We start from the raw sequence: 24,914 nt of genomic DNA, 5'->3' as shown, positions 1-24,914 counted from the left end.
CTTCCTGTTCGACGAGCCGCTCTCCAATCTCGACGCCAAGCTGCGCGTCCAGATGCGGGTCGAGATCCGCCAGCTCCAGCGCCGCCTGCGCACGACCTCGCTCTATGTCACCCACGACCAGCTCGAGGCGCTGACGCTGGCCGACCGCCTCGTGGTCCTGAACGGCGGCCGGATCGAGCAGGTGGGCAGCCCGATGGAGGTCTATGCCCGTCCTGCGACCCTGTTCGTCGCGGGCTTCATCGGCTCCCCGGCGATGAACATGCTGCCCGCGGCCTGGCTGCGCGAACGCGCCGACGGCCGCCTGCCCGCCCATCTGCCCGCCGCCGCCGACCTCGTCGGCATCCGCCCCGAGGACATCCGCCTCGGCCCCCCCGGCCCCGACGACCTCGCCATCGAAGGACGCCTCCTGCTGCTCGAGCCCGCCGGCGCCGAGAGCCACCTGCATCTCGGCCTCGACGGGCTCGACCGGCCGCTCACCGCGCGTCTGCCCCACGTCCCCTCCGTCGAGGAGGGCAGCCTCCTGCCCCTCTCCGTCCGGACGGAGGCGCTCCACCCGTTCGACTCGGACACCGGCCGGCGCGTGGACTGAGGACGCCCGGCCCGGCCCCTCGGCCGGCGCCGCTCACCGCCCGGCTCCGCGCTCCAGCTCGCCGATCACGAAGTCGCGCAGCCGCGCCGCCGGAGGGGTGAGGTCCGGGGCCGCGACCAGCGCGATCTCGGTATCGGGCAGCGGCGGCAGCCCCGCCCCCTCGTCCAGGGTGAGAAGGTCCGGCGGCACCATGTCGGCGGGCAGGACGGTCACCCCCAGCCCTGCCCGCACCGCCGCCAGGCTCCCGGCCAGAGAGCCGCAGCAATAGGCCACGCGCCAGGGCCGCCCGGCCGCATCCAGCGCCGCCGTGGCCCGGCCGCGGTACACGCAAGGGATGGGCGAGCAGACCAGCGGCAGCGGCGCCTCGGCCGCCCGCTCCCGCTCGCCGGCCACCCAGACCAGGCGCTCGCGCCAGACCCGCGTCCCGCCGAGCGACGAGGCCGGCTCGCGCTTGAGCAGGGCAAGGTCCAGCCCCCCCGCCTCGAACCGCGCCAGCAGGTCCAGCGTCAGCTCGCAGGTCACCTCCAGCGCCACGCGGGGATGGGCGCGCGCGAACTCGCCCAGAAGGCGCGGCAGCCGCGCCGTGGCGAAATCCTCCGGCGCGCCGAGGCGCACCACGCCCGCGACCTCCGGCTCGCGCGCGGCCGCCACCAGTTCGGCATGCAGGGCAAGGATGCGCCGCGCCTGATGCAGGATCGCCTCGCCCTGCGGCGTGGGCTTCACCCCCCGGGGCCCCCGCTCCAGAAGGCGCGTCCCCAGCCGGTCCTCCAGCCGCTTGATCTGGAGCGACACGGCCGACTGCCCGCGCAGCAGCCGCCCGGCCGCGCGGGAAAACCCGCCCGCGTCCACCACGGCCACAAAGGCGCGCAGAAGCTCGGGGTCCACCGTGGGCGGCAGGCTCATATTGATCTCCGCAATGGCCACGCGCTTGACTATCAATTTTCCCAATTGGGCACCAGCGCCTAGATGACGCCCAGGATTTTCGGGAGAGCGCCATGACCCTGCACCAGACCCTGACCGGCCCCGGGGCCGTCCCAGCCCCCGCACCCGCCCCCGTCACCGTGGCCCGCGGCGACGGCATCGGCCCCGAGATCATGGAGGCCTGCCTGCGCGTGCTCGAGGCCGCCGGCGCGCGCCTCGCCATCGAGGAGATCGAGCTGGGCGAGGCCGTCTATCGCCAAGGCCACTCCGCCGGCATCCGCCCCGAGAGCTGGGACAGCCTGCGCCGCACGCGCGTCTTCTACAAGGCGCCCATCACCACGCCCCAGGGCGGCGGCTTCAAGAGCCTCAACGTCACCGTGCGCAAGACGCTCGGCCTCTTCGCCAACGTGCGGCCCTGCGCGGCCTATGCTCCCGCCATCGCCACGCGCCATCCCGGCATGGACGTGGTCATCGTGCGCGAGAACGAGGAGGACCTCTACGCCGGCATCGAGCACCGCCAGACCGACGAGGTGGTGCAGTGCCTCAAGCTCATCACCCGCCCCGGCTGCGAGCGAATCGTGCGCTACGCCTTCGACCACGCCCGCGCCCACGGGCGGCGCAAGGTCAGCTGCTTCACCAAGGACAACATCATGAAGCTGACCGACGGCCTGTTCCACCGCGTCTTCGACGAGGTGGCGGCCGAGTACCCCGACATCGAGTCCGAGCACTGGATCGTGGACATCGGCGCGGCCAAGCTGGCCGACAGCCCCGAGATGTTCGACGTGGTGGTGCTGCCCAATCTCTACGGCGACATCCTGTCGGACGTGGCCGCGCAGATCACGGGCTCGGTGGGCCTGGGCGCCTCGGCCAATATCGGCGAGCATGCCGCCATGTTCGAGGCTATCCACGGCTCGGCCCCCCGCCATGCCGGGCAGGACACGGCCAACCCCTCGGGCCTGCTGCTGGCGGGCGTCATGATGCTGGTCCATCTCGGCCAGCCCGAGGTGGCCGAGCGCATCCACAATGCCTGGGCCCGCACCATCGAGGACGGCCTGCACACCCGCGACATCTTCCGCGAGGGCGCCTCGCGCGAGCGGCTGGGCACGCGCGCCTTCGCGGACGCCGTGATCGCGCGCCTGGGCGAGGCGCCGCGCCAGCTGCGCCCGGCCTCCTATGCCGGCCGGCCCGCCATTCCGCTGCGCCCGCCCGCCCCGCGTCCGCGTGCCCAGAAGGTGCTGGTCGGCGTGGACGTGTTCCTGCACGCCCCCGACGCCCGGCCCGACGCGCTGGCCCAGACCCTGCGCGCAGCCGAGGACGGCCCCTACGCGCTCAGCCTCATCACCAATCGCGGCGTCAAGGTCTGGCCCGACGGCCTGCCCGAGACGTTCTGCACCGACCACTGGCGGGCGCGCTTTACCGCCCGCCCCGGTGCCCCGTTCAACAAGCCCATGCTGCTCGGCCTGCTCTCGCGCCTGCACTATGCCGGGCTCGACGTGGTCAAGACCGAGAACCTCTACACCTTCGACGGCGAACCCGGCTTCTCGCTGGGCCAGGGCCAGTAGCGGCTGGGGGGAATGGTGGGCCGTGTAGGGCTCGAACCTACGGCCAACTGATTAAGAGTCAGTTGCTCTACCAACTGAGCTAACGGCCCACGCCCCGCCACCTAAGACCGGGCCCCGTCCGGGTCAAGGCCCGGCGGGGCTGGAACGGCGCCGCGCAACCGTCTATCTGCCCGCCATGCGCGACGATGCGGCAACCGGCCTGCGCTTCGACAAGATGCACGGCCTCGGCAACGACTTCCTGGTGATCGACGGGCGCGGCAGGGCGGCGGACCCGGCCCGCTGGCTGTCGCCCGGGCAGGTGCGCGCGCTCGCCGACCGCCGCCGCGGGGTGGGCTTCGACCAGCTCGTGCTGCTCGCCGATCCGCCGCCGGGCGCGGACCTCCGCCTGCTGTTCTGGAACGCCGACGGCTCGCCCTCGGACGCCTGCGGCAACGCCACCCGCTGCATCGCCCGGGCCGAGATGGACCGCACCGGCCGCACCGCGCTCGCCATCGCCACCGGGGGGGGGCTCCTCGTCGCGCGCGACGCAGGCCCCGGCCGGGCGGCCGTCAACCTCGGCCATCCCCGCACCGAGTGGGAGGAGATCCCGCTCGCCCGGCCCTGCGACACGCTGGCCCTGCCCCTGCCCGGCGCCCCGGTGGCCACCTCCATGGGCAACCCCCACTGCACCTTCCTCGTCCCCGACGCCGAGGCGCCCGACCTCGCCGAGATCGGCCCGCGGACCGAGACGGACCCCCTCTTTCCCCGGCGCACCAACGTCCAGCTCGTGCAGGTCCTCGCGGCCGACCGGCTGCGCGTGCGCGTCTGGGAACGCGGCGCCGGGATCACCCCCGCCTCCGGCACCTCCTCGGCCGCCGCGCTCGTCGCGGCCCACCGCCGCGGCCTCTGCGGCCCCCGCGCCACGATCGTCCTCGACGGCGGCGAACTCGACGTGGCGTGGGAGGGGGACGGAGTCTGGACCACCGGCGCCGCCGCCACCGTGTTCTCGGGCGTCCTCCACCCCTCTGCCCTGGACGCTGCCCCGTGACCGCGCCGGTCTTTTCCTCCTTCGGCTGCCGCCTCAACCTCTGGGAGACCGAGGCGATGAAGGGCCTGGCCGAGCGGGCGGGCGTCCGCGACGCCGTCGTCGTCAACACCTGCGCCGTCACCGCCGAGGCCGTACGCAAGGCCAAGCAGGAGATCCGCCGCCTCGCGCGCGAGCATCCGGGCCGCCCCCTCGTCGTCACCGGCTGCGCCGCCCAGACCGAGCCCGAGACCTTCGCCGCCATGCCCGAGGTCTCGCTCGTCCTCGGCAACGCCGACAAGATGCGCCCCGAGTCCTGGGCCCGCCTCGCCCCCGACTTCGTGGGCGAGACCGAGCGCGTCGTGGTGGACGACATCATGGCCGTGCGGGAGACGGCGCACCACCTCATCGACGGGTTCGGGTCGCGCTCGCGCGCCTATGTCCAGGTCCAGAACGGCTGCGATCACCGCTGCACCTTCTGCATCATCCCCTTCGGGCGCGGCAACGCCCGCTCGGTGCCTGCCGGCGCGGCGGTGGAACAGGTCGCCCGCCTCGCCGACCGCGGCTTCCGCGAGGTGGTGCTCTCGGGCGTGGACCTGACCGCCTGGGGCGCGGACCTGCCGGGCCGGCCCCGTCTGGGCGACCTCGTCCTGTCCATCCTGCGCCGCGTCCCCGCGCTCGACCGGCTGCGCCTGTCCTCCATCGACGGGATCGAGGCCGACCCCCGCCTCCTGGAGGCGCTCGCGACCGAGCCGCGGCTCATGCCCCACCTCCACCTGTCGCTCCAGGCCGGCCACGACCTGATCCTCAAGCGCATGAAGCGCCGCCACCTGCGCGCCGACGCGATCCGCTTCTGCGAGGAGGCCCGGCGCCTGCGCCCGGACGTCGTGTTCGGCGCCGACCTGATCGCGGGCTTTCCGACCGAGACGGAGGAGATGTTCCGGGCCTCGCTCGATCTCGTCGAGGAATGCGGCCTGACCTGGCTCCATGTCTTTCCCTTCTCGCCCCGTCCCGGCACGCCCGCCGCCCGGATGCCCCCCGTGCCCCCGGCGGCGATCCGCGAGCGCGCCGCCCGCCTGCGCGAGGCGGGCCGCCAGGCGGCGCTGCGCCACCTCGCGGCCCAGGTCGGCCGCACCCATTCCGTTCTGGTCGAGACGCCCCGCCTCGGGCGGACGCCGCACTTCGCCGAGGTGGCGCTGACCTCGGACGCGCCGGTGGGCGCCCTGATCGAGGCGCGGATCGCGGGGCTCGACGGGCTGCGCCTGCGCGCCGCCTGATCGGCCGGCCCGGTCCACCCACGTTAACGGTTTCTTCACCCGACGGCCGCAGGACCGGAAAAGGCCTGCGCCCTCAGAGACTTGCAGGTGCCTCTGGCACGCAACACCACCGCGCGGTGCCTTTACCGGCTGTTAAGCTTTCCAGCTCATCCTGCAACCCGTTCCACCACCGCACGGGAGAGGTCCATGCACCCGACATCCGCCCTCGTTCAGTCCGACATGCCGCACGGATCCAGTCCGGCCCAGCCCTGCGCCTCGTCCCAGGACCAGAGGGGAACCGCCTGCCCGACCCCCGTGACGGTCTCGGCCCCGGCCTCGGTCTCGCGCTCGCCCCGCCCGGTCAGCAGGTTGAGGTCGCAGCGTCCCCCGGCCGCGGGATCGAGCGTGTCGCGCCAGGTATAGGTCAGCCCCGCGACCTGCGCCTCGCCCCGCCGGTGCGCGACCGTCAGGACCATCTGCCAGCGGTGGCGGCCCACCGCATCGTTGCCCGAGCCGATGCGGACCGACCCCGCAGGCGACAGGTCGAGCCAGGGCTCCTGCCCCGGCATCGGACCCCACCAGACGATCCCCCGCACCGTCCGGCTTTCCCCGGCCGTCTCCACGACCAGATCGCCCAGATCGCCTTCGCCGCGGACCAGACGCCAGGTTTCCTCGGCGCCATCGCCGTCGAGGTCGGCGCGCAGCACCAGCCGATCCCCAGCCCAGGCGCCCGGGGCCGTCAGGACCACCCACGCCGCGGCCAGCGCGGCCAGACCAGGCAATGCTTGCATGTCCTCCACTTTGTGCGTTCCATCCTCCGCATGTCCATCCTCGTGTTCTCCCATCCCGCCTCGCTGCGCCATCGCCCCCCTGCCGGCCACCCCGAGCGGCCGGAGCGCTTCGAGGCCATGATGACGGCGCTCGCAGGCCACGAGGTCGCGCTGCGCCCCGCGCCCGAAGCGACGGACGACGACCTGCGGCCCTGCCATCCGCAGGCCTATCTGGACCGGCTCGCCCGGGCCGCGCCGGCGGCGGAGGCGATCGCGCTCGACCCCGATACCTGGCTGTCTCCCGGCACGCTCGAGGCGGCGCGCCGCTCGGCCGGGGCGGCCCTAGCGGCTGTGGACGCCGTGATGACCGGTCAGGTGCGCCGTGCGCTGGTCGCGGCCCGGCCGCCGGGACACCACGCTCTGGCCAGCCGGCCGATGGGCTTCTGCCTGTTCGGCAACGTGGCGCTCGCGGCGCGCCGGGTCATCGACCGCCACGGGGCGGAGCGCGTCGCCATCGTGGATTTCGATGTCCATCACGGCAACGGGACGGAGGCTCTCGTGGAGAGCGACCCGCGCATCCTGTTCTGCTCGACGCATCAATGGCCCTTCTGGCCCGGCACGGGCGAGGCATCCCACGAGGGGCCGCACGGCACGGTGGTCAACGTGCCGCTCCCGGCGGGGACGGAGGGGCCGGCCTTCCGGGCGGCCGTGGCCGAGCGGATCCTGCCGCGCCTACGGGCCCACCGGCCGGACCTCGTCCTGATCTCTGCCGGTTTCGATGCGCACCGCGCCGATCCTCTGGGCGGCCTCGCGCTGGAGACGGAGGATTTCCGCTGGATCACGCGCGAGATTGCGGCCATCGCGCAGGACCATGCGCAGGGCCGGGTGGTCTCCTGCGTCGAAGGCGGCTATGACCTCGCCGCCCTGCGCGACGGCGTGGGGGTTCACCTGGCCGCCCTGGGGGAGACATGACGGACCGATCCACCACCTCTCCAGCATCCGATCTGGAGTCCCTCAGCTTCGAGGAGGCCCTGACCGAACTCGAGTCGGTGGTCACCAGGCTGGAGCGCGGCGACGTGGCCCTGGAGGAGTCGATCGCCCTCTACGAACGCGGCGCGAGGCTGCGGGCCCATTGCCAGAAGAAGCTCGACGAGGCCGAGGAGCGGGTGAACCGCATCACGCTCGGCGAAGGCGGAGAGCCCAAGGGAACCGTGCCCTTCGATGCGGGCTGAGGCGCTCCGGGACGGGCCGACCCTGCCCGAGGCGATGGCGCGGGATGCTGCATCGGTCCTGGCGCGGCTGCGCGAGGTGCTGGGCTCGTCCGACATCCCCCTGGCCGAGGCGATGCTCTACGCGGTCGAAGGCGGCAAGGGGCTGCGCGCATTCCTTGTCATGGAATCCGCCCGCCTTCACGATCTGCCCGAGGAGATCGCCCTGAGCCCGGCCGCAGCGATCGAGGCGATGCATGCCTATTCGCTGATCCACGACGACCTGCCCTGCATGGACGACGACGATCTGCGCCGCGGCCGGCCGACCGTCCACCGCCGCTGGGACGAGGCCACCGCCGTCCTGGCCGGCGACGGCCTTCAGGCGCTGGCCTTCGAACTGGTGCTCTCCGCTCCGGTGGAGGCGGGTCGGCAGGTCGATCTGGCCCTGTCGCTCGCCCGGGCAAGCGGTCTGGGCGGCATGGTGGGCGGACAGGCGCTGGACCTCGCGGCCGAGACCGCGGCCGTCCCGCTGTCCGAGGCCGGCATCCAGTCGCTTCAGGACCGCAAGACGGGTGCGCTTCTTGCCTGGTCCGCCGCAGCCGGAGCGCGGCTCGCCGGCGCCGATCCCGGACCCCTGCTGCGTTACGGCACCGCCCTCGGCCGGGCCTTCCAGATCGCCGACGACCTTCTGGATGCCGAAGGGTCCGCGGCCGAGACGGGCAAGGCCACGGGCAAGGACGCCGGACGGGGCAAGGCCACCCTCGTGGGCCTCATGGGCCTTGAGGCCGCGCGCGAACGCGCCATGTCGCTGGCCCAGGAGGCGTGCGCGGCGCTGGAACCCTACGGGCCGCGCGCCGCCCTTCTCGGCGAGGCCGCGCGCTTCGCTGCCCATCGCCGCAAGTGAAGGTGCGAGTCATGACCGCCGTTTCTCCCGCAGACCGCCCTCCCACGCCGCTTCTCGACCGGATCCACCAGCCGCGCGACCTGCGCGACCTGTCGGATGCGGAACTGCGCCAGGTCGCCGACGAATTGCGGGCCGAGACGATCTCGGCCGTCTCGGTGACGGGCGGGCATCTGGGGGCGGGTCTGGGGGTGGTGGAACTGACGGTCGCGCTTCATGCCGTGTTCGAGACGCCGCGGGACCGCCTCATCTGGGACGTGGGCCATCAGGCCTATCCCCACAAGATCCTGACCGGGCGGCGGGACCGGATCCGCACGCTGCGCCAGCGCGGTGGGCTGTCGGGCTTCACCAAGCGCAGCGAATCGGCCTTCGACCCATTCGGGGCGGCGCATTCCTCCACCTCGGTCTCCGCCGCGCTCGGCTACGCAGTTGCGCGGCAGCTCGGCGGGCAACCCGAAGACGGACACGGAATCGGAGATTGCATCGCCGTCATCGGGGACGGGGCCATCAGTGCCGGACAGGCCTACGAGGCGCTCAACAATGCCGGGCATTGGGGGGGTCGCCTGTTCGTCGTCCTCAACGACAACGAGATGTCCATCGCCCCGCCGGTCGGCGCGATGTCGGCTTATCTTGCCCGCCTCTACGCCGGCGCGCCGTTCCAGGACCTGAAGGCAGCGGCCAAGGCTGCCGCCGACCTGCTGCCCCAGCCCCTTCGGGAAGGCGCGAAACGCGCCAAGGATGCGCTCAAGCACCTCGCCATTGGGCACGGGACGCTGTTCGACGAACTGGGCTTCTCCTATGTGGGACCCATCGACGGGCACGACATGGAGACCTTGCTGGCGGTCCTGCGCACCGCCCGCGCCCGCGCCACGGGTCCTGTCCTGATCCACGCCATCACCCAGAAGGGCAAGGGCTATGCCCCGGCCGAGGCGGCACGCGACAAGGGGCATGGCGTCAACAAGTTCGACGTGGTCACCGGCGCCCAGGTCAAGGCGCCGTCCAACGCCCCCTCCTACACGTCCGTCTTCGCCGATGCCCTGATCCGTCAGGCCGCGCGCGACAGCCGGATCGTGGCCGTCACCGCCGCGATGCCCGACGGCACGGGTCTGGCCAAGTTCGCCGACCGCTTTCCGGGCCGCTGCTTCGACGTGGGCATCGCCGAGCAGCATGCCGTCACCTTCTGTGCCGCCATGGCCGCCGGTGGGCTGAGGCCGTTCTGCGCCATCTATTCGACCTTCCTGCAGCGGGGTTACGACCAGGTGGTGCACGACGTGGCCATCCAGGGCTTGCCCGTGCGGTTCGCCATCGACCGGGCTGGTCTGGTCGGCGCCGACGGTGCCACCCATGCGGGTGCCTTCGACATCGCCTATCTCTCGAACCTGCCGGGCTTCACCGTCATGGCCGCCGCCGACGAGGCCGAACTGGCCCGCATGGTGGCGACAGCCGCCCGGCATGACAGCGGCCCCATCGCCTTCCGCTTTCCTCGGGGCGAGGGCGTGGGCGCCGAGATCGACTGGGATGCCCCGCCCCTCGAGATCGGCCGCGGCCGCATGGTCCGCGACGGATCGGGGGTGGCCCTGCTCTCCTTCGGCACCCGGCTGGAGGAGACGCTCAAGGCAGCCGAAGCGCTGGGTGCGCGCGGCATCCGGCCGACCGTGGCGGATGCCCGGTTCGCCAAGCCGCTCGACCGCGACCTGATCCTCGATCTGGCCCGCCGCCACGATGGACTGGTGACGATCGAGGAGGGTGCCGTGGGCGGCTTCGGGTCCCATGTGGCGCATCTTCTGGCGGAAGAAGGCGTGTTCGACAGCGGCCTGCGCTTCCGCAGCCTCGTGCTGCCCGACCGCTTTATCGACCAGGCCTCGCCCAGGGACATGTATGCCGAAGCCGATCTGGACGCGGCCGCGATCGAGAGGAAGGTCCTCACGCTGCTCGATGTGGCGCTCATCGGCTGCCGCGCCTGACGGGTCAGGGGTCCGGGCATGCAGTGATCGGGCAGGGGTCCGACTGCGTATCCGCGGCATGTCTTGACAAGCTGCAATGCAGCGTCCACCTGAATGAACGTTCATTCATCTCTCAGGTGAAGACTCATGCCGGACGACATTCCCGCTCAGATCGGCATGACCCCGGAGCCCGCACCGGAATTCGGCGAGCGTGAGGCGGGTCTGCTCGCGGCGGCCCGGGCAGCCTTTGTCGAGAAGGGTTTCGATGGTGCCTCCATGCAGGATCTGGCGCGGTCCGCTGGCATGAGCGCCGGAAACTTCTACCGGTATTTCCCGTCCAAGGCGGCCATCGTGGAGGCCATGGTCGCCCGCGACCTGGCCGCGGTGGAGGACGAGTTCCGCCTGATCGCCGCCTCGCCCCGGCCGATCGCGACGCTGAGAACGCTCCTGCGCAAGCGCATGGAGGAGCGATGCGGCGGCGAAGAGACCCTCTGGGCGGAGATCACCGCCGCAGCGGCCCGCAAGCCCGAGGTGGCGGCGATCCTCGCGCGGATGGAGGACGGGATCGTCCGCCGCCTTGCGCGCGTCATGGGCCTCGCGGTGGGCGGGCTGTCCGAGGACGAGGCGCTGCACCGGTTCGGAACTCCGGCCCGTCTGGTCTACGTCATCATGCACGGGGCGATGTCCAGTCATCTGTTGCGCGACTCCCAGGATACCGCCCTTGCAGAGCATCTGCTCCGGACGATCGAGCGGATCATGCTCGAAGCCTGCTCCGGCGAGGTGGAGGGCTGACATGGCTCGTCCGATCCGCCGCTTCGGATGGCTGATGCTGCTGCTGATCCTCGGGCTGTCGGCTGCGGCCCAGGAACCGGGCCCTGCCGTCGACCTGACCCTGCCTTCCGTCACCGTGAGCGAGGTGACCGTGCAGACCCTGCGGGACCGGGTCATCGCCTCCGGCCTCGTCGCTCCGGTGGAGGAGGTGCAGGTCTCGCCTCTGGTCGAAGGACAGCCCATCGACGCGCTGCTGGCGGATGTGGGCGACCGGGTGGAGGAAGGCGACGTGCTGGCGCGCCTCTCCACGGCGACGCTCGAGCTGCAACTCTCGCAGCTGGCGGCCAACCGGGCCTCCGTGCGGGCGCAAATCGCGCAGGCCGAGGCGAGCCTCGTCCAGGCGGTCGCCAATGCCGAGGAGGCCGAGCGCGTGGCCGAGCGAACTGCCCGGCTTGCCCAGGAGGGGACCGTCCCCCGTGCCCAGGCCGATCAGGCCCAGGCCGCCGCCATCGCCGCCCGGGCCGCCGTCGGGGTCGCCGAGCAGGGAGTTGAGGCGGCCCGTGCGCAGATGGAACTGGTGGAGGCGCAGATCGCCAATGCCGAACTGCAGTTGGCCCGGACCGAGGTGCGGGCTCCGGTGTCCGGACTGGTGGTCGGCCGCAACGCCCAGGTGGGTGCCGTGGCCAGCGCGGCCGCCGGCCCTCTCTTCACCCTGGTGCGCGACGGCGAACTGGAGTTGCGGGCGGAACTGGCCGAAGGGGATCTGCTGCGGGTTTCGCCCGGACAACGGGCGACCATGACGGCCGTGGGATCGACCGCGCCGATCGAGGGCGTGGTCCGCCTCGTGGAGCCGACCATCAACCCCCAGACGCGCATGGGCGTCGCCCGCATCGCGCTCGACGACGACGCCCGCGTCGTCCAGGGAATGTTCCTGACCGCCGAGATCCTTCTGCGCGAGGAGCGCCAGCTTGCGGTGCCCGTCACCGCGATCGGGACGGGGGCCGAGGGGACCAGCGTCATGCGCATCCGCGACGGTGTGGCCGAACAGGTAGCGGTGCGGACCGGCATCCGCGACGGCTCGCTCATCGGGGTGGTGGAGGGTCTGTCCCCCGGTGATCTGGTGGTGACGAAGGCCGGAGCCTTCGTGCGGGCCGGGGATCGCGTCAACTCGATCCCCGACGCCGATCAGCGGGTGGCGGCACGATCTGCTGCCGACGGAGAGGATACGCCATGAACTTCTCGGCCTGGTCCATCCGCAACCCTGTCGCGCCGCTTCTGGCCTTTGCCCTGCTGATGATCCTGGGCTGGCAGAGCTTCAACGCGCTGCCGATCACGCGCTTTCCGGCCATCGACGTGCCGGTGGTGGCGATTACCGTCACCCAGTCGGGTGCGGCTCCGGCCGAAATGGAAAGTCAGGTCACGCGCGAGATCGAGGACGCCGTGGCCGGCATCGCGGGCGTCAAGAACGTCAGTTCGACCGTGGTGGACGGCCAGTCCACGACGATCGTCGAATACCGCATGGAGGTGCCCACGGCCCAGGCGGTGCAGGACACCAAGGACGCCATTGATCGGATTCGCGGCAATCTGCCGGCCGGTGTCGATGATCCCGTGGTCGCCAAGATCGATGTCGAGGGTCAGGCGATCCTGACCTATGCCGTCACCGCGCCGGGCATGACCTTCGAGGAATTGTCGTTCTTCGTGGACGACACGATCAAGTCCGAGCTTCAGGGTCGCCCGGGGATCGGCCGCGTCACCCGCTATGGTGGATCGGACCGGGAAATCCGGGTCGAGCTCGATCCCTCGCGTCTCGATGCCTACGGGATCACGGCGGCCGCCGTCAGCCAGCAGCTCAGGGCCACGAATGTAAGCCTCGGGGCGGGTCGGAGCGCGATCGGCTCGGGCGAGCAGGCGATCCGCCTTTTGGGCGATCAGGGCGACGCCGCGCGGCTGGCCGAAACCCCCATCGCGCTGCCGGGGGGGCGGCAGGTCCGCCTCGCCGATCTGGGAACCGTCACCGACACCTTCGAGGAGCTTCGGTCCTTCGCCCGGGTCGATGGGCAGGAGGTTGTGGCCTTTTCGGTGTTCCGCGCCAAGGGCGCCTCCGAGGTGTCCGTGGCCGAGACCACGGAGGCCACGCTGGAGGCGATCCTGGCCGCCCATCCCGGCGTGTCGCTGACGCTCGTCGATGACAACGTGAGCTTCACCTACGGTAACTACAAGGCGGCCATCCACACGCTGATCGAGGGGGCCATCCTCGCCGTTCTTGTGGTGCTCGCCTTCCTGCGCAACTGGCGGGCCACCCTCATCGCTGCGGTCGCCCTGCCGCTCTCGGCCGTGCCGACCTTCTGGCTGATGGACGTGCTGGGCTTCTCGCTCAACCTCGTGTCCTTTCTGGCTATCACGCTGGCTACGGGCATCCTCGTGGATGACGCCATCGTGGAGATCGAGAACATCCAGCGGCACATCCGTATGGGCAAGACGCCGTTCCGCGCTGCCATGGATGCCGCCGACGAGATCGGTCTGGCCGTGATTGCCACGACGATGACGATCGTGGCCGTGTTCGTTCCCGTCTCCTTCATGCCCGGCATCCCCGGCCAGTACTTCCGCCAGTTCGGCATGACCGTTGCCATCGCGGTGCTGTTCTCGCTGCTTGTCGCGCGTCTCATCACCCCGCTCATGGCGGCCTATCTCATGCGGGCGCGCGACGCGGCGGGTCACGAGCACCGCGATGGCCTCCTGATGCGGGGGTATCTGCGGCTCGTGCGGGCCACGCTGCGCGCGCGCTACCTCACGCTGCTGGCCGCCTTCGGCGTCCTGGCGGTCTCGATCTACTACATGGCGCAGATCCCCGGCTCCTTCATGCCCGAGGACGATTCGGGGCGCATCTCGGTCTCCGTCGAGCTGCCCCCCGGTTCCACCCTGGACGAGACCCGCGCCGCGACAGACCGCATCCGCGAGGCTGTGGCCGACATCGACGGCGTGGATCGGGTGTTTGTTCTGGGCGGCACGTCCCCGACCGGCGATCTCGACGTGCGGCGCGCCTCCGTCTCGATCATGCTCGATCCCCGCGACCACTCGCTCGAGCGCAAGCTGCTCGAGATCGGCTGGCGCATCCCGATCCTCGGCGACCTGATCCCGCAGGTGGCGCCCAAGGGCCGCATCCGTCCCCAGTCCGAGATCGAACAGGAGGTGGCCGAGCGTCTCGCGCCGTTGCCCGACATGCGGGCGTGGAAGCTCAACATGGGACCCGGCGGGGGTGGCCGGGACATCTCCTATTCCATCCTCTCGACCGACGAGCAGGCTCTGAACTTGGCCGTGCGCCGGCTGGAGGAGGCGCTTCGCGCTGATCCCCTCCTGCAGGCCGTGGCGACGGAAGGCGCCCTGCCCCGGCCCGAGATCCAGATCACCCCGCGCCCCGACGAAGCGGCCCGCTTGGGCGTGACCACGGCGGCCCTTGCCGAGACATTGCGCGTGGCGACGCTCGGCGATTTCGATGCCGCGCTGGCTAAGGTCTCCATCGACGACCGCCTGATCCCGGTCCGGGTCCGGCTGTCGGCGGATGCCCGGGACGATCTGGTGCGGCTGGCAGCCCTGCGCATCCCGACCGCCACCGGAGCCTCGGTCCCGCTGTCGGCGGTCGCGGATCTGACGGTGGCGGAGGGGCCGTCCATGGTCCGGCGTCTGAACCGCGAGCGGGTGGCGACGATCGGCGCAAACCTGCCGCCGGGCGTCCCGCTCGGCGTCGCCACCGCGCGGTTCGAGGAGATCGTGGCCTCTGTGGACCTTCCGCCGGGCGTCAGGACGGCGGAATCGGGGGATGCGGAGATCCAGGCCGAACTGTTCCAGAGCTTCACCAACTCCATGGTGCTGGGCCTGTTCATGGTGCTGGGGGTCCTCATCCTCCTCTTCAAGTCGGTGATCCAGCCTTTCACCATCCTGTTCTCGCTGCCTCTTGCCATCGGCGGGGTCGCCGCGGCGCTGATCCTGACCAACAGTCCGGTCTCCATGCCCGTGCTCATCGGCATCCTGATGCTCATGGGCATCGTGACCAAGAACGCCATCCTGCTGGTGGATTTCGCGATCGAGATGCGCGCCCGCGGCATGGACCGCCTCACCGCGGTCGCGGAAGCGGGCCACAAGCGCGCACGGCCCATCATCATGACGTCCATCGCGATGTCGGCGGGCATGCTGCCTTCGGCGCTAGGCGTGGGGGACGGAGGCAGCTTTCGCGCGCCCATGGCGACAGCGGTGATCGGCGGCATCCTGATGTCGACGGTCCTGAGCCTGGTCGTGGTGCCCTCCTTCTTCCTCATCATGGACGACCTCCAGCGACTGCTGGCGCGCCTGTTCGGCGGGCTCGTCGGCCCGCGTGAGGAGGAACCTGCCCTGCCCGACCCGCGCGATCTGGCTCAAGCCGTGGCGGTCGAGCGGGCGGAGCGGCTGGCTCTGGAACAGCGGCTGCTCAGGCTCGAGGCAGAGGCGACGCCGCGGCCACGTCTGCACGTCGCGGAATAGAACCGGCGGCCCCCGCCGCAGCCGGACGGCCGCCACCGTGCGACGGCGCAAACGCGCCCCATCCTGTTCGCAGATGAAAGGGGCGCGGCGGGCATGACCGGGAGGATCTGAGGGGCGTTTCCGGGGAGCAGGTTCGGAGCGCTTCCCGGAACTCTCCTATCTTGTGGCGCACCCGACAGGATTCGAACCTGTGACCTCTGCCTTCGGAGGGCAGCACTCTATCCAGCTGAGCTACGGGTGCCCGCGCGAGCGGCATAGGCGATCGCGCCGGCGGTCGCAAGCCTCACGCGAAGAGATCGTGGCAGAACTCCAGCGCGTCGATCAGCGCGTCCACCTCCGCAATCGTGTTGTAGAGCCCGAAGGACGCACGGCAGGTCGCCATCTGTCCGAAGAACTCGAGCAGCGGCATGGCGCAATGCGTCCCCGCGCGGACGGCGATGCCGCGGCGGTCGAGAACGGTGGCGAGGTCATGGGCGTGGGCGCCCTCCATGGAGAAGGAAAAGACGGCCGCCTTGCCGGGCGCCGTTCCCTGAAGCCGGAGCCAGCCGAACGATTCGAGCCGCTCGCGCGCGTAGTCGCGCAGACGTGCCTCGTGAGCCGCGACATTCTCCATGCCCAAGCCCGTCAGATAGTCGAGGGCGGCTCCCAGCCCGATGGTCGGGACGATGCCGGGGGTGCCCGCCTCGAACATCAGCGGCGGGTCGGCATAGGTCACGCGGTCGCGCGTCACCTCGCGGATCATGTCGCCGCCCCCCAGGAACGGGCGCATCTCGGCCATGCGGTCGCGCCGGATGAACAGGCCGCCCGAGGCGGAAGGTCCGTAGAGCTTGTGGCCCGTGACCGGATAGAAGTCGCAGCCGATGGCCTGCACGTCCACCGGCATGTGAACGGCGGCCTGACTCCCGTCCACCAGAACCGGAACACCACGCTCGCGGGCGCCCGCGCAGATGGCGGCCACATCGACGACCGTTCCCGTGACGTTCGACAGATGCGTCACCGCGACAAGGCGTGTGCGCGAATCGATGGCATCAAGCACTGCCTGCGGGTCGAGGCTGCCGTCCCGGCCGCATTCCACCCAGCGCAGCTCGGCGCCCTGTCGTTCGCGGATGAAATGCCACGGGACGATGTTGGCATGGTGTTCCAGGATCGACAGCACGATGTTGTCGCCCGCCCCGATCCGGGGCATCGCCCAGCCATAGGCGACGAGGTTGATCCCCTGCGTCGTCCCCGTGGTCAGCACGATCTCCTCGGGGCTCGAGGCATGGAGGAAGTCGGCCAGCTTGCCCCGGACGGCCTCGTAGCGGTCGGTGGCGAGGTTCGACAGGAAGTGCAGGCCCCGATGGACGTTCGCATATTCCTCCGCATAGCCGCGGCGGACCGCCTCGATCACCGCCTGCGGCTTCTGTGCGGAGGCGGCGTTGTCCAGATAGACCAGAGGCCGGCCGTGGACCTGCCGCGACAGGATGGGAAAGTCGGCCCTGATCGCCTCGACGTCATACATGACCGGCACCCTCCACGCCGACGAACAGGCCCGCCACGATCGAGACGGCGATGGCGGCGGCGAACATCGCCAGGACCAGCGTCCCCAGCGTCCGGCCCCACCCGTCGAACCGGTGCAGCGCCCGGACGAAGTGGACGAGACACCAGAGCAGCACCGCGAGACCCGCAAGCCCGACCAGTCCAGCCAGAGGCGGCAGGATCAGCGAGGCGACGAGCTGCACCACCTGCACCATGACCGACAGCACCTCCAGCCAGGTCATCAGCAGCAGCGCCTCGCGGAACGACCCCATGCCCCCGAGAAGCTGCCCTCCGGTCTGGATCGCCCCGGCCGACAGGATCAGCGATCCGATCAGGATGAGCGCATGGACCATCGGGCCGATCGTGACGCCATCGCCGTCCACCCCCGGCAGCAACGGCGTGCCACGGCCCAGAAGGCCGGCAAGGATCGCGTCGATGACCGCGACCAGAACCATCGCCTCGAGGATGGTGCGCAGCGGCAGGCGCCATGCCAGCAGCCTCGTCGCGGTGGCGCCGGGTGCCACCACGCTTTCGCGGAGCATGGGAAGAAGCGCGATGTCCGGTTCAGGCCGCATGGGATCGGTGCTCCACGGCACCCGCCTCGCGCTGGCACAGGATCCAGAACAGCAGGAAGGCCGCGATCCAGGCTGCGCCGACGAGGTTCGCCAGCAGCGACGGTCCGGCGAGCGCTGCCGCCACGCCGTAGAGCAGGCCCAGCGGGACCGCCGCCAGCCATGACCAGAACAGCGCAAGCCGGGCGCCGTAGGCGGTCCCCTGCCCCCCGGCCAGCCGCGAGATGACATGGGCCAGACCGGCCAGCGCATAGAAGATCAGGGGCCAGATGATGAGCCAGGCCAGCATCTCGTAGGCGAGAAGCTGGGCCATCTCGCGGCCCTCCTCCCGGGAGACCCGCACAAGGCGCGGCCATTGCGCGACAAACACCAGGACGCAGCCGATCATCAGAAAGGCGAAGGCCCGCGTTTCCTGCTGACCCCGGGCCATGTGCTCCCGCATCACGACCCGGGGCCCGTTGCGGAAGCTCCGCCCGATATCGGCCACGACGCCCATCAGCTTCGTCTCCGCAGCCAGGCCTCCAGCCGGCGCGACAGATCCTCGGCCAGACGCTCGTCCGCGATCTCGTCAAGCGCCTCGCGCAGGAAGGCCAGAGTGAGGAGGTTCTTGGCCTCCGCCTCCGTCACGCCGCGCGACCGCAGATAGAAGAGCGCATCCGGGTCGAGCGCGCCAGCCGTGGACCCGTGCGAGCACTTCACGTCATCGGCATAGATCTCGAGTTCCGGCTTGGCGAGGAACTGGCTCCGCTCGTCGAGCAGCAGCGCCTGCGACAGCTGGTATCCGTCGGTCTTCTGCGCCCCCGGTCGCACCAGGATCTTGCCCTGGAACACGCCGACAGCCCCGTGGCGGAGCACCTTCTTGAACACCTGCCGGCTCTCGCAGGCCTCGGCGGCGTGGGTGACGAAAACCGTGTCGTCGTGATGGAACTCCCCGTCCCCCACCGACGCCCCCGCGACATGCGCGCGAGCCTCGTCGCCCGCCAGCGTCACGATGGCCTCGTTGCGCGTCAGCGCCCCGTTGAACGTCAGGGTGAAGGAGCGGAAGTCGGCCCGGGCCGCCACGCGGGCGAACAGGTGCGTCGCAGCTCGACGGCCATGATCGCGACCCTGCATGCGCACGTGATGGAACACGCCTCCCTCGGCCACATCGACCTCGATGACCTTGTTGAGCCGCGCCGCTGCCGGTCCGCTGGTCAGAAGCGTCAGACGGGCGCCCGGCTCCACCCGGACGACGTGGTGCAGCATCGCATCCGAGGCGGCCGCGACATGCCGCTGGACGATGTGGATCGGTCGCCCCGGATCGCCGGTCACCCGGATCAGGATGCCATCCGGCGCGAACGCGGTGTTCAGCGCAGCCAGCGGGCGCGGCACGGGCATCTGCCCCTCCCGCTCGAGAACGCCGAACAGGTCCTGTGCCCAGTGTCCGTCCGCCTCCGCGACGGCCGCCAGCCGGTCGATCTCGACCCCCGCCAGCGCCAGATCGTCCGACGCCGCAGGATCGAACACCCCGTCCGTGAAGACCACGCGCAACGCCTCGAGCCCCTCGAACGCCTCTCCGTCCTCGGGGGCCATGGGCTCGGCGGGCAGCGGCAGGGGCGCCACGAGAGAGCCGGGATCGGTGAAGCGCCAGTATTCGTCCCGCTTCTGGGGAACGCCCATCGCGCGCAGCCGGCGCAGCGCGTCGGCGCGCGCAGGCATGATCCAGCCCCCGCCCGGCGGAAGGGATCGCGACGCCACAAGCGCGGCGGTCGCGTCCGCGCGCAGATCCGTCCGCACCGTCATGCCGCCCCCGCCAAGATGTCGGCATAGCCGTTGGTCTCCACTTCCCTGGCCAGCTCGGGTCCGCCGCTGCGCACGATCCGCCCGTCGGCCAGGATATGCACCACGTCCGGCACGATGTGGTCCAGAAGCCGCTGGTAGTGGGTGATGACGAGGAAGGCGCGTCCCTCGTCGCGGAGGGCATTCACGCCGTCGGCGACCAGGCGCATCGCGTCGACATCGAGGCCAGAATCGGTCTCGTCCAGCACGCACATCCGGGGCTGGAGCACGGCCATCTGCAGGATCTCGTTGCGCTTCTTCTCGCCGCCCGAGAAGCCCACATTGACGGACCTCTTGAGCATCTCGGCATCGATGTTGAGCGCGCGCGCCCGGTCCCGGACAAGGCGCAGGAAATCGGCAGAGGAGATCTCCTCCTCGCCGCGGGCCTTGCGCTGGGCGTTCAGCGCCGTGCGCAGGAACGTCATGTTGCCGACCCCCGGGATCTCCACAGGGTACTGGAAGGCCAGAAACAGCCCTGCCGCCGCGCGCTCCTCGGGTTCGAGAGCGAGCAGATCCCGCCCGTCCAGCGTCACGCTCCCCTCGGTGACGGCATAGCCCTCCCGCCCGGCCAGGACATAGGAGAGGGTGGACTTGCCCGACCCGTTCGGGCCCATGATCGCGTGGACGCGGCCGGCCTCGACCCGGAGGTCCAACCCGCGCAGGATCGGCTTGCCCTCCTCCTCGAGTTCGACATGCAGGTTCTTGATCTCGAGCATCATCGTCTCCTCGGCCCCCGGGGCCCTATCGCGGTCTCGTGAAGGCGTCCAGAACCCAGCTCAGGTCGGACGGCCGCAGGATCTGCGGCTCCAGCCGGAACAGGGCGGTCCGTCCGGCCATCTTGGTCGGCCGGGCATAACGCTCGGCCGCATGGTATTCGCGTCTGTCCCGATAATCGTCCCAGAGCACCGTCACCGGCCTCTCGATCCGCAGCGCCGTCGTCAGGAAACAGGCGAGGCGGAACCGCCCGTCGATCACGACGAGGTCGGGATGAACGAAGTCGTGGCGATCCCAGACGCTCGTAGGATAGTGGTGAAACCGGTCCCAGGCCGCGTGGCCCAGCGGAAATCCCCATCGTCCGACCGGTCCGACATCGACGTGATGCACCACGACCGACCGCCGTGTGGGGTGGGCAGCAAACCATGCCCTCAGCTCCGCCGCCCAGGCCGCGCTCGTCTCGACAGAGAAGAGCCGTCCCTCGCCCAGATCGGCCAGTTCCACGGTCGATCCGCCGGCGCCATATTCGAGGATGGTCCCTGCCTGCCGGCCGAGATCGCCCAGCAGCGCCAGGGCTTCGGGCGGCAGACCCGACAGGGGACGCTCGAGCACCGTCATGCCCGCGCGGTCGGCGGCCGCCGTGCCGGACGGGTCCGGTCGGTCCGGACCCGCGCATCCTGCACGCCGCCAGCCATCCTAGCCGACGCTCCCCTCGAGCGAGATGGCCACGAGGCTCTGGGCCTCCACCATGAACTCCATGGGCAGGACCTGAAGGACCTCGCGGCAGAACCCGTTGACGACAAGCGCGACAGCCTCCTCCTCGGTCATCCCGCGCGAGCGGCAATAGAAGAGCTGGTCCTCGTTGACCTTGGATGTCGTCGCCTCGTGCTCGACCTTGGAACTGGTGTTGCGCACCTCGATATAGGGCACCGTGTGGGCGCCGCACCGATCCCCGATCAGCAGCGAGTCGCACTGGGTGTAGTTGCGCGACCCGGCGGCCTTGGGATGCATGGAGACGAGTCCGCGATAGGTGTTCTGCGCCTCGCCAGCCGAGATGCCCTTGGACACGATGCGCGACCGCGTGCGCTTGCCCAGATGGATCATCTTGGTGCCGGTATCGGCCTGCTGGCGGTTGTTGGTGATGGCGATGGAATAGAACTCGCCCTGGCTGTCGTCTCCGCGCAGGATGCAGGAGGGGTATTTCCAGGTGATGGCGCTGCCTGTCTCGACCTGCGTCCACATCACCTTGGACCGGTCGCCCCGGCAATCGGCCCGCTTGGTGACGAAGTTCAGGATGCCGCCGCGCCCCTCCGCATCGCCCGGATACCAGTTCTGGACGGTGGAGTACTTCACCTCCGCGTCCTCCTCGGCCACGATCTCCACCACCGCAGCGTGCAGCTGCGCCGTGTCGCGCTTGGGTGCCGTGCAGCCCTCGAGATAGCTCACGTAGCTGCCCTTGTCGGCGATGATGAGCGTGCGCTCGAACTGGCCCGTGTTCTCGGCGTTGATGCGGAAGTAGGTGCTCAGCTCCATCGGGCAGCGCACCCCCGGCGGCACATAGACGAACGACCCGTCCGAGAAGACCGCGCTGTTGAGCGTCGCATAGAAGTTGTCGGACGGCGGCACCACGCTGCCCAGATACTTGCGGACCAGCTCGGGATGCTCGCGGATCGCTTCCGAGATCGAACAGAAGATCACCCCGGCCCTGGCCAGTTCCTCGCGGAAGGTCGTGCCCACCGACACCGAGTCGAAGACCGCATCCACGGCCACCTTGCGCCCGGCGCCCTCGACACCCGCCAGGATCTCCTGCTCGCGCAGCGGGATGCCCAGCTTCTTGTAGGTCTCGAGGAGCTTCGGATCGACCTCGTCCAGCGACTTGGGCCGCGTCTCCATGCTCTTGGGTCGCGCGTAGTAGTATTGCTGCTGGAAGTCGATCGGCGGGATCTTCAGCATCGCCCAGTCGGGATGCTCCATCCGCTGCCAGCGCGCGAAGGCTGCCAGCCGCCATTCGGTCATCCAGGCGGGCTCGCCGTTCTTGCGCGAGATCAGCCGGACGATCTCCTCGTCGAGCCCCATCGGGGCGAAATCGGTCTCGATCTCGGTGTTCCAGCCATACTTGTAGGAGCCGAGCGAAGCGACAGTCGCAACGGTCGCCTCGTCCACGCCCTCGCGGACGTCCAGACTGTCGATGGTGTCCAGTGCGGCCATGCCGTGTCCTCTTCTCCTGCAGGGGGCGTCAGGCCGCCCTGCTCCTCTGCCTCCTGCGCGCAGCCGCCCAGGCGTCGGCGAAGCGCAGCACGTCGTCCTCGGTCGTGTCGGGTCCCAGCGAGATGCGCAGGGCGCAGGCCGCATCCGCCTCGCTGAAGCCCATGGCGCGCAGACCCGGGCTGGTCCGGACCTTGCCGCTCGAACAGGCCGACCCCGACGAAACCGCGTAGCCGGCCAGATCCATGGCCATCACCTGCGTCTCCCCCTTCCAGCCGGGTGTGAGCGCCAGCACGGTATTGGGCAGCCGCCGAGAGCCGCGCCCCACCAATATGGTGTCGGGGGAGGCGGCCTCAAGCGCCCCTTCTAGAATATTTCTAAGTTCCTCCACCCGCGCCCAGATCCCCGCCGACAGGTCCGCCAGCGCGGCCCGCAGGGCCGCAGCCAGACCCAGGATCGCCGGGACGTTCTCCGTGCCCGCGCGGCGCCCGGATTCCTGCCCTCCGCCGCGCAGCAGGGCGTCGGGCTGCGCGCCGCGCGGCAGGAGCAGCGCGCCCGCCCCCTTGGGCCCGCCGATCTTGTGGCCGGACAGGAACGCCATGCCGATCCCGGCCCAGTCGTGGGCATAGGGAATGCGCCCGACCCCCTGCGTGATATCGCTGACGGCAAGTCCCGCAGGCAGGGACTGGACGATCCCCGTCTCGGAATTGGCGAGCTGCAACGTCGCTCTCCCGGGCTCTGGCGGCGTCACCGTCCCGTCCCGCGCCACGCCGAGTTCCGGCCGGGTCCAGGCCAGGACCGCCTCGTGCTCGATCGGGGCCGACAGCAGGTCGCGCCCCGCCAGCGCCAAGGCCGCCCCCTCGGTGGCGCCGGACGTGAAGACCAGATCGGACGCGGCGGCGCCCAGCGTCTCCAGCACCGCCTCGCGCGCGCGCTCCACCGCCGCGCGGGCGGCCCGGCCCTCCGCATGGACCGAGGACGGGTTGCCGACGAGGTCCAGCCCCTCGATCATCGCGGCGCGTGCCTCCGGCCGAAGCGGCGCGGTGGCATTCCAGTCGAGATAGACTCGGCCGCTCATTCGTCCACAAGCTCCAGAAGCGCCGGAACCGCCGGACAGGGGGCGAGCTGGTTGCGCACCACATCCGACAGCCGGGTCTGGTGCAGGAACACATAGACCTGCGCCGACAACCCCTCCCACAGCCGGTCGGTCAGGATCTGCGCCTCCGTCCCGTTGGCCGCATGGCGCGCGGCGGCGCCGCGATGGAGGGCACTCACCGTCTCGTCAACGGCGCCCAGCACCTCGGCCACGCGGATGTCGGAGGCGGGCCGGCCCAGCCGGTAGCCGCCCCCGGGGCCCCGCACCGACTCGACCAGACCCTCGCGGCGCAGCTTGACGAAGAGCTGCTCCAGATAGGGCAGCGACAGATCTTGGCGCCGCGCGATCTCCGCCAGGGCCACGACCGAGCCGGCCGGCTGGAGAGCCATGTCCGCCAGCGCCACCATCGCATACCGCCCCTTGGTCGAGAGCTTCATCTTCTGCCTCCTGACCGTTGACGCATCGCGGCCGCCTCTTTACTTCGGGCGCGCAGGTCGCTGGCCGGCCTTCACGTTTAGAACTGTTCTAAGGTTTCTGACGCTTTCTGTCAAGAAAGCAGTTCCAGCCCGAGGGGTCTTGATGCCCGAAGTCATCTTCCCCGGCCCCGAGGGCCGGCTCGAAGGCCGCTACCACCCCCAGAAGGACCGGGACGCCCCCATCGCCATCATCCTGCACCCCCATCCGCAATTCGGGGGCACGATGAACAACCGGGTGGTCTACAACCTCCACTACGCCTTCCACGAGATCGGCTTCACGGTCCTGCGCTTCAACTTCCGCGGCGTGGGCCGCAGCCAGGGCGAGTACGATCAGGGCATCGGAGAGCTGTCGGACGCGGCCGCCGCCCTCGACTGGCTCCAGGCGCAGAACACCAACGCCAAGCACTGCTGGGTGGCGGGCTTCTCCTTCGGCGCGTGGATCGGGATGCAGCTTCTGATGCGCCGGCCCGAGATCACGGGCTTCGTCTCCGTCTCGCCGCCCGCCAACATGTACGATTTCAGCTTCCTTGCCCCCTGCCCCGCCTCGGGCCTCATCATCAACGGCTCGGCCGACCGCGTGGCGCCGCCCGCCGACACGCTCGCGCTCGTCAACAAGCTGCACGAGCAGAAGGGCATCACCATCACCCACGAGGTGCTCGAGGGCGCGGGCCATTTCTTCGAGGACCCGCACATGGATCGCATGATCGAGACGGTCAAGGCCTATGTCCGCCGCCGCTTGACGGAGACGACGCGCTGATGCGGGTGGCCGAGGAACTGGCGGACGCGCTCGCCCGCGACGTGATCGCCGCGGCGGACGAGCTCGGGGACGAGGGGCTGATCACCGAGATCTCGGCGGTTCTCGGGGCCTCCTCGCCCACGACGCAGGAAGCCTACATGACCGCCATCCGGGTGCGTCTGGCCGAGCGCCGGGCGCGCAAGGCACTCGAGGCACGGCTGGCGAAGGGGCCCTCGGGCGGCGCCCGGACGGAGATCGGCGCCGGACCGATCCTCGATGCGCCGGAGCCCGGCGGCCACTGATCGGGCGCGCGCCGTCAACCATTTCTTAACCTGTCCGC

General features: G+C 70.6%; 24 protein-coding genes and 2 tRNA genes. 13 read left to right on the top strand and 13 right to left on the bottom strand.

Translation table 11 applies throughout. The annotated features are described in order from the left end of the window. A partial coding sequence (locus GT358_RS16860; protein WP_166582167.1) for a TOBE domain-containing protein occupies positions 1-589 on the top strand: 589 nt, incomplete at its 5' end. A gap of 33 nt (positions 590-622) precedes the next feature. On the opposite strand, the gene GT358_RS08435 is transcribed toward GT358_RS16860, so the two are convergent. Further along, complete coding sequence (locus GT358_RS08435; RefSeq protein ID WP_166582166.1) at positions 623-1,492, bottom strand: LysR substrate-binding domain-containing protein; 870 nt, start codon at positions 1,490-1,492, stop codon at positions 623-625. Between the two features lie 92 nt (positions 1,493-1,584). Between GT358_RS08435 and GT358_RS08430 the strand changes: the two genes are divergently transcribed. Continuing rightward, a complete protein-coding gene (locus GT358_RS08430) occupies positions 1,585-3,072 on the top strand; it encodes an NADP-dependent isocitrate dehydrogenase (protein WP_166582165.1) in 1,488 nt (495 codons plus the stop codon). A 13-nt stretch (positions 3,073-3,085) separates the two neighbouring features. Here the strand turns inward: GT358_RS08430 and GT358_RS08425 are convergent. Continuing rightward, a tRNA-Lys gene (locus GT358_RS08425) sits at positions 3,086-3,161 on the bottom strand. Between the two features lie 86 nt (positions 3,162-3,247). Between GT358_RS08425 and dapF the strand changes: the two genes are divergently transcribed. Next, positions 3,248-4,099, top strand: a complete 852-nt coding sequence (gene dapF / locus GT358_RS08420) for a diaminopimelate epimerase (RefSeq protein WP_166582164.1) — start codon at positions 3,248-3,250, stop codon at positions 4,097-4,099. Next, positions 4,096-5,352: a tRNA (N(6)-L-threonylcarbamoyladenosine(37)-C(2))-methylthiotransferase MtaB gene (gene mtaB / locus GT358_RS08415; protein ID WP_166582163.1), complete on the top strand. Its 1,257-nt coding sequence runs from the start codon at positions 4,096-4,098 to the stop codon at positions 5,350-5,352. Before dapF ends, mtaB begins: the two co-directional genes overlap by 4 nt. A 209-nt stretch (positions 5,353-5,561) precedes the next feature. On the opposite strand, the gene GT358_RS08410 is transcribed toward mtaB, so the two are convergent. Beyond that, positions 5,562-6,122 carry a hypothetical protein gene (locus GT358_RS08410; RefSeq protein ID WP_166582162.1) on the bottom strand — a complete coding sequence of 187 codons (561 nt, stop codon included), beginning with the start codon at positions 6,120-6,122 and terminating at the stop codon, positions 5,562-5,564. Positions 6,123-6,152: 30 nt separating this feature from the next. Here GT358_RS08410 and GT358_RS08405 point away from each other — a divergent pair, with 30 nt between their 5' ends. From GT358_RS08405 to GT358_RS08375, 7 genes are all read left to right on the top strand, one after another. Then, positions 6,153-7,073, top strand: coding sequence for a histone deacetylase family protein (locus tag GT358_RS08405; protein ID WP_166582161.1), 921 nt, complete (start codon positions 6,153-6,155; stop codon positions 7,071-7,073). After that, on the top strand, positions 7,070-7,333 hold the full coding sequence (locus GT358_RS08400; RefSeq protein ID WP_166582160.1) for an exodeoxyribonuclease VII small subunit: 264 nt from the start codon (positions 7,070-7,072) through the stop codon (positions 7,331-7,333). Before GT358_RS08405 ends, GT358_RS08400 begins: the two co-directional genes overlap by 4 nt. Further along, positions 7,323-8,213, top strand: a complete 891-nt coding sequence (locus tag GT358_RS08395; RefSeq protein WP_166582159.1) for a polyprenyl synthetase family protein — start codon at positions 7,323-7,325, stop codon at positions 8,211-8,213. The genes GT358_RS08400 and GT358_RS08395 overlap by 11 nt, the downstream gene beginning before the upstream one ends. 11 nt (positions 8,214-8,224) lie before the next feature. Then, positions 8,225-10,174 (top strand): 1-deoxy-D-xylulose-5-phosphate synthase, encoded by a 1,950-nt coding sequence (gene dxs / locus GT358_RS08390; protein ID WP_166582158.1) that lies wholly within the window; start codon positions 8,225-8,227, stop codon positions 10,172-10,174. Positions 10,175-10,300: 126 nt separating this feature from the next. Continuing rightward, positions 10,301-10,945 (top strand): TetR/AcrR family transcriptional regulator, encoded by a 645-nt coding sequence (locus GT358_RS08385; protein ID WP_243730789.1) that lies wholly within the window; start codon positions 10,301-10,303, stop codon positions 10,943-10,945. 1 nt (position 10,946) lies between these two features. Then, on the top strand, positions 10,947-12,158 hold the full coding sequence (locus tag GT358_RS08380; RefSeq protein WP_243730788.1) for an efflux RND transporter periplasmic adaptor subunit: 1,212 nt from the start codon (positions 10,947-10,949) through the stop codon (positions 12,156-12,158). Then, entirely contained in the window at positions 12,155-15,439 is a 3,285-nt protein-coding gene (locus GT358_RS08375; protein WP_166582157.1) for an efflux RND transporter permease subunit, read from the top strand. The genes GT358_RS08380 and GT358_RS08375 overlap by 4 nt, the downstream gene beginning before the upstream one ends. A gap of 164 nt (positions 15,440-15,603) precedes the next feature. Here the strand turns inward: GT358_RS08375 and GT358_RS08370 are convergent. The 10 genes from GT358_RS08370 to GT358_RS08325 all read right to left on the bottom strand — a co-directional run bounded on the left by GT358_RS08370 (position 15,604) and on the right by GT358_RS08325 (position 23,799). Then, a tRNA-Arg gene (locus GT358_RS08370) sits at positions 15,604-15,680 on the bottom strand. A 42-nt stretch (positions 15,681-15,722) separates the two neighbouring features. Beyond that, the gene (locus GT358_RS08365) at positions 15,723-16,940 is read right to left on the bottom strand and encodes a cysteine desulfurase (RefSeq protein ID WP_166582156.1); all 1,218 of its coding nucleotides are present in this window, start codon (positions 16,938-16,940) and stop codon (positions 15,723-15,725) included. Further along, positions 16,933-17,532: a YIP1 family protein gene (locus GT358_RS08360; RefSeq protein ID WP_166582155.1), complete on the bottom strand. Its 600-nt coding sequence runs from the start codon at positions 17,530-17,532 to the stop codon at positions 16,933-16,935. Before GT358_RS08360 ends, GT358_RS08365 begins: the two co-directional genes overlap by 8 nt. After that, positions 17,522-18,025 (bottom strand): hypothetical protein, encoded by a 504-nt coding sequence (locus GT358_RS08355; RefSeq protein WP_166582154.1) that lies wholly within the window; start codon positions 18,023-18,025, stop codon positions 17,522-17,524. Before GT358_RS08355 ends, GT358_RS08360 begins: the two co-directional genes overlap by 11 nt. Further along, on the bottom strand, positions 18,025-19,311 hold the full coding sequence (locus tag GT358_RS08350) for a SufD family Fe-S cluster assembly protein (RefSeq protein ID WP_166582153.1): 1,287 nt from the start codon (positions 19,309-19,311) through the stop codon (positions 18,025-18,027). Before GT358_RS08350 ends, GT358_RS08355 begins: the two co-directional genes overlap by 1 nt. Further along, entirely contained in the window at positions 19,308-20,063 is a 756-nt protein-coding gene (gene sufC, locus GT358_RS08345) for a Fe-S cluster assembly ATPase SufC (RefSeq protein WP_166582170.1), read from the bottom strand. Before sufC ends, GT358_RS08350 begins: the two co-directional genes overlap by 4 nt. 25 nt (positions 20,064-20,088) lie before the next feature. Then, on the bottom strand, positions 20,089-20,679 hold the full coding sequence (locus GT358_RS08340; RefSeq protein WP_166582152.1) for a hypothetical protein: 591 nt from the start codon (positions 20,677-20,679) through the stop codon (positions 20,089-20,091). A gap of 78 nt (positions 20,680-20,757) precedes the next feature. Then, positions 20,758-22,269 carry a Fe-S cluster assembly protein SufB gene (gene sufB, locus GT358_RS08335; RefSeq protein WP_166582151.1) on the bottom strand — a complete coding sequence of 504 codons (1,512 nt, stop codon included), beginning with the start codon at positions 22,267-22,269 and terminating at the stop codon, positions 20,758-20,760. Positions 22,270-22,297: 28 nt separating this feature from the next. Continuing rightward, positions 22,298-23,344, bottom strand: coding sequence for a cysteine desulfurase family protein (locus GT358_RS08330; protein WP_166582150.1), 1,047 nt, complete (start codon positions 23,342-23,344; stop codon positions 22,298-22,300). After that, complete coding sequence (locus tag GT358_RS08325) at positions 23,341-23,799, bottom strand: Rrf2 family transcriptional regulator (protein ID WP_166582149.1); 459 nt, start codon at positions 23,797-23,799, stop codon at positions 23,341-23,343. The genes GT358_RS08330 and GT358_RS08325 overlap by 4 nt, the downstream gene beginning before the upstream one ends. Before the next feature lie 142 nt (positions 23,800-23,941). On the opposite strand from GT358_RS08325, the gene GT358_RS08320 reads away from it, so the two are divergent. Both GT358_RS08320 and GT358_RS08315 read left to right on the top strand, forming a co-directional pair. Next, on the top strand, positions 23,942-24,595 hold the full coding sequence (locus GT358_RS08320) for an alpha/beta hydrolase (protein WP_166582148.1): 654 nt from the start codon (positions 23,942-23,944) through the stop codon (positions 24,593-24,595). Beyond that, entirely contained in the window at positions 24,595-24,876 is a 282-nt protein-coding gene (locus GT358_RS08315; RefSeq protein WP_243730787.1) for a hypothetical protein, read from the top strand. The genes GT358_RS08320 and GT358_RS08315 overlap by 1 nt, the downstream gene beginning before the upstream one ends. Positions 24,877-24,914 lie beyond the last annotated feature (38 nt).

The sequence above is a fragment of the Rubellimicrobium sp. CFH 75288 genome (assembly GCF_009904055.1).
In the GTDB taxonomy this organism is placed as follows: domain Bacteria; phylum Pseudomonadota; class Alphaproteobacteria; order Rhodobacterales; family Rhodobacteraceae; genus Rubellimicrobium.
Note: the sequence above shows the minus strand (reverse complement) of the source record. Positions and strands in the feature narration are given on the sequence as shown.